Here is a 4420-nt window from a genome sequence, read left to right as displayed (position 1 = left end):
CCATTTATTAAAACTATTATCCAGCGCAGTCAAATCAATCTGATAGTTTATGATCTGGAAACGGAGGAAATTATCCGATGGCAGATTTAGATAAATATCGAGAGTGTATTCGTCAATTACTTACAGAATATGCTCAACGCGCCTCCTCTAATAATGAAATTGAAGCTCAAACAATTTTTGACGGAGAACAATACCATTAGCAGTTGATATATATTGGTTGGCAAAATAGACATAGGGTTTTTGGCCCTGTGATGCATTTTGATATCAAAAACAGCAAAATTTGGATTCAGTGGAATGGTACAGAAGAGGATGTAGGCGAGCAACTGGTGGCAATGGGAGTAGCAAAACAAGATATTGTCGTTGGATTTCACCCGCCTTACATCCGGCAGTATACAGATTATGCTGTGGGATAAAGACTAAACTTCGTAATAGGCTACAGCATCAATTAATTCTTGCTCTGCCAAGTTAGATGAAATCTGTAATCACAGCCAAAGAAATTGAAGTTAGTTATAGCAATCATTACCTCAGGATAAAAACTATGTGGAGCTTAATTATATTTTTACTGATTGTACTGGGCTTCATCGCTCTCATCAAAGGTGCTACTTCATCTGGTAGAAACAGTTCCCATAAAAGTCGTACAAGCAATGGTAACTCTTTTAGTAACAGCGACAGTAGTTGGTATGTTGGCAATACTGGAGGAAATGATTCCAGTAATAGCTATGACTCCAGTAGTAGCAGTAGCAATGATTCTGGCAGCAGTAGCTGTGACTCCAGCAGTAGCAATGATTCTGGCAGCAGCAGTAGCTGTGATTCTGGGAGTAGTAGCTTTTAGTTAGGTAACGGCTAGTAAGAGAGCGGGTAAGATTGGAGGGTCGCCCCTCCGCACTTCCCTAAGAACCGTGCATGTGGTTTGAGACTATTTTCTGGGTGTTTTTTGTCTAAGTCCCACTAACTACTCAACGCTTTTAAAAACCGTTGCAAACTCTTAAACACACTGGGCTTTCTCGCAGGTGTCGCGTCTGTTGTTGTTTGTGGTTGTCCTTTTAAAACAATTAAATCCAAATCATCACCAGATGGTTTTGTGGGTAATTCGGCAATTCTTTGATATTCGCCGTCGGTTTCCAGCCAAACTTCCCACTGTCCTGGGTAGCAGCGATATAGGGCACTTTCATCGTCTATGGGGCGCACGTAATAGGCGGATTCAATGGTACTGATAAAGCGATCGCGGATTTTTCTTGCTGTATAACCAATGCCCACGGTTCCAGAATCTTCTAAGCGAGGATTTAACAAGACTAAAGGGCGATTGCCTATTACTTCACACAGCTTTTCCAACTGCGGCACTTCTACGGATGTGGGGGCGATGAATAAGAAAATTTCATCCTCTGGCTGAATTTTTGTCTGCAAAGAAGCAGCCCTACCCGTACCAATATCCAAAATTTGAAATGGTGCATCTGCCCAATCACGACGCGCTAGGGCCGCAGCGCCAGCGTCAGCAAAGAAAATCTTCAAACGGGAATCATAATCTGTAAATGCCGGCAGAAATTGTTCTGCTATCGGCATAAACTTCAGTTCCGGGAACAGGAACTCAACTTGTAAGCGAGTACAGCCATCTGCAAGGGCAGCTTGGACGGCTGTACGAGATTGGGCGATCGCATCTTCAAGACTATTTGGAAGTTCACTCATAATCTGCATGGTTCTGTAGTGTCTATTCCCATTGTTTCAGTATTGGCTCTTAATTAGGACTTACGCAGACGAGATCGCCCAATCCCCTGAAAATGCAGGGCTGTTTTATTATGAGAACCGCTATATCGCCATGATGCGATCGCCTCAACCAGTTGAAAAATATTTTATTTCAATATAGGGTCTTGTTTTTTATAACTTTAGTTATATCTCTATTGATGATTAATAGTGTTCAGCTAGAGTATTACCCTAACAATCCAAAAAATAAATCATCAAATATTTCCATTGAACTCAGTCGCCAGCAGGAGGATACTTAGCGCAATATTTTTTACACTAGCAAATAAACCTTATAAACAACTTAGGAACAGCGTATGCCTCTTCATAAACTTGAACATTTTGACCAAAATTATCGAGATACTTTTGGCGGAGACGATCTGAAAGCGCTGGATCTTTATACTGACGGAGGGGACAGAGTTGGCTCAGTTGCTGACGTTTTAGTTGATGATGATGGTCATTTTCGGTATTTAATTATTGATATAAGCTTAGATTTTGTTAGCAAGAAAATCTTACTACCAATTGGTCTTTGCCGGATCAGTTATCCAGAAAGACGGGTCTATGTTGATGGGTTAAGCAGACAGCAAATAGAAGGTTTACCCGATCATACAGAAGACGCGATCGTTAATAATGATTACGAAGAAAAAGTACGTAGTGTATTTCGTTCTCCAAGCAGCGGTGTGACTTACGATCGCGATACATACAATTACCAAAAAGATCCAGATTTATATGGGTTGAATGAGCAATCTCATCAAACTTTTAAACTCTATGAAGAACGATTAATTGCCAACAAACAACGCATTAAAACCGGAGAAGTAACGGTCGGTAAGCATATTGAAACAGATACTGTAAGCGTTACAGTACCCGTTCAAAAAGAACGAGTTCTAATTGAGCGAGTTACGCCAACAGAAGCAGGAAAGGCTATAAATCCTAATGAACTTCAGTTTCAAGAAGGGGAAGTAGCACGCATAGAAGTGTACGAAGAAACTCCTGAGATACATAAAGAAGCGTTTGTGCGTGAAGAAGTCCGGGTGAAGAAAGTAGTAGAACGGAACACTGTGGAAGCACAAGACACTATTCGTCGAGAGGAATTAGATATTGATACTGTAGGTAATTTAGACGTGCAATAATCTGGTGTTAATGCATATAAAGCTATTTAATTAGCTGGTTTATAAATTTGTTTGATAGATTTATCTAAAAATTATCATGCAGGCAAAGTTAATTTTATCTCTGCCTGTATTTTTTATTCAATAACAAGATTCTTGACTTTATAAAAACTAGGGAATCTTAACATTCAAATAAATTGCATTTTGAGAAACCATCTACAGATCCAAAGATACAAAATACAAAACTTTGCATTGAAAACCTTAATATATCTGGTGAACCCCGTGTACTAAAGCTAGACATATCTTTACAAAAGTCAAGTGAGATGCTCCCAATTTCATGTCTCTAGTTAGCTATATCGATCAAAATTATCTATAACTTTTGATTATTTAACCCTGAAAATAATTCATTCGGCAGAAGGATGTGCAAAAATCAATAAATGTCTAATTTGGTTATTAAGAGATGACAAAAAAATATTTGAGGTAAAACATAATGGTTCTTTACAAACTAGAAGATTTTGAACCTAGCTATCAAGAGAGTTTTGATGGTCATGACATTAAAGGGCTGGGTGTCTACACACAAGGAACTGATGAAAAAGTTGGTACTGTTAGCGATGTTTTAGTTGATGAAGAAGGTCATTTTCGCTATCTAGTTGTTGACTTAGGCTTCTGGATTTTTGGTAAAAAAGTATTACTACCAATTGGCCGTGCCCGTATCGACTATAACGTTGATCGCGTTTACACAATTGGTTTGACTAGAGAGCAAGCTGAAGATTTGCCTGAGTTTGATGAACGTCAAACTCTTGATTACGACTATGAAGAACGGGTGCGTGGGGTATATCGCCAACCCACAGACTATAACCTTCCTGTAGAAGCTTCAACACCATTAGACCCTTTAGCAGGAGCAGGATTAGATCCTTTAGGAGCGCCTGTAGCAACACCATTGGGTACAACTCCCACTTACGCTCGTGATAGCTACACTTACGAAAATGAGCCTGCTTTATACGGGTTAAATGAGCAAGATCATCAAACTCTGAGATTGTATGAAGAACGGTTGATTGCCAGCAAACGACGCCAAAAAACTGGAGAAGTAACGATTGGCAAGCATGTTGAAACTGATACCGCACGGGTTGCAGTGCCAGTGGAAAAAGAAAGAGTAATAATTGAACGTGTAACTCCAGCAGATGCGGGTACGGCTGTTTCTGGGCGCGAAGCAGACTTCCGTGAAGGCGAAGTTGCTCGCATAGAAATCCACGAAGAAACTCCTGATGTTCGCAAAGAAGCATTTTTGCGTGAAGAAGTCAGAGTTAGAAAAGTAGTCGATCAAGACACAGTTGAAACTCAAGAAACTGTGCGTCGTGAAGAGTTAGATGTGAATTCTGGTAATCTGCCGATTCAAGAACGCTAACTAAACATAGTCATTAGTTACTAGCTAATGACTAATAATTCATTCTATACAGTACAGGTGAAGCTGTTAAATTAGCTTTGCCTGTCCTTACAATAGCTGATACCACTTACAATACTTTTCGGATAAACCCAACAATCTATCTTTTTGTCTGGTAAAAGGTAAAGGTAAATTCAAG

General features: G+C 39.7%; 4 protein-coding genes and 1 pseudogene. 4 read left to right on the top strand and 1 reads right to left on the bottom strand.

The window, feature by feature from the left end; genetic code table 11:
- The first annotated feature begins 77 nt into the window (after window positions 1-77).
- Together IQ229_RS14815 and IQ229_RS14810 are read left to right on the top strand one after the other, a co-directional pair.
- A pseudogene (locus IQ229_RS14815) lies at window positions 78-413 on the top strand (element excision factor XisI family protein).
- Window positions 414-596: 183 nt separating this feature from the next.
- Complete coding sequence (locus IQ229_RS14810) at window positions 597-836, top strand: hypothetical protein (RefSeq protein WP_194044887.1); 240 nt, start codon at window positions 597-599, stop codon at window positions 834-836.
- Window positions 837-948: 112 nt separating this feature from the next.
- On the opposite strand, the gene IQ229_RS14805 is transcribed toward IQ229_RS14810, so the two are convergent.
- Window positions 949-1683 (bottom strand): DUF1995 family protein, encoded by a 735-nt coding sequence (locus tag IQ229_RS14805; protein WP_194044886.1) that lies wholly within the window; start codon window positions 1681-1683, stop codon window positions 949-951.
- Window positions 1684-2051: 368 nt separating this feature from the next.
- Here IQ229_RS14805 and IQ229_RS14800 point away from each other — a divergent pair, with 368 nt between their 5' ends.
- Window positions 2052-2864: a DUF2382 domain-containing protein gene (locus IQ229_RS14800; RefSeq protein ID WP_194044885.1), complete on the top strand. Its 813-nt coding sequence runs from the start codon at window positions 2052-2054 to the stop codon at window positions 2862-2864.
- A 466-nt stretch (window positions 2865-3330) separates the two neighbouring features.
- Complete coding sequence (locus tag IQ229_RS14795; RefSeq protein WP_194044883.1) at window positions 3331-4245, top strand: DUF2382 domain-containing protein; 915 nt, start codon at window positions 3331-3333, stop codon at window positions 4243-4245.
- Window positions 4246-4420: the final 175 nt, after the last annotated feature.

The sequence above is a fragment of the Nostoc cf. edaphicum LEGE 07299 genome (assembly GCF_015207245.1).
Taxonomy (GTDB): domain Bacteria; phylum Cyanobacteriota; class Cyanobacteriia; order Cyanobacteriales; family Nostocaceae; genus Nostoc; species Nostoc edaphicum_B.
This window is presented reverse-complemented; position numbering and strand designations above follow the sequence as displayed.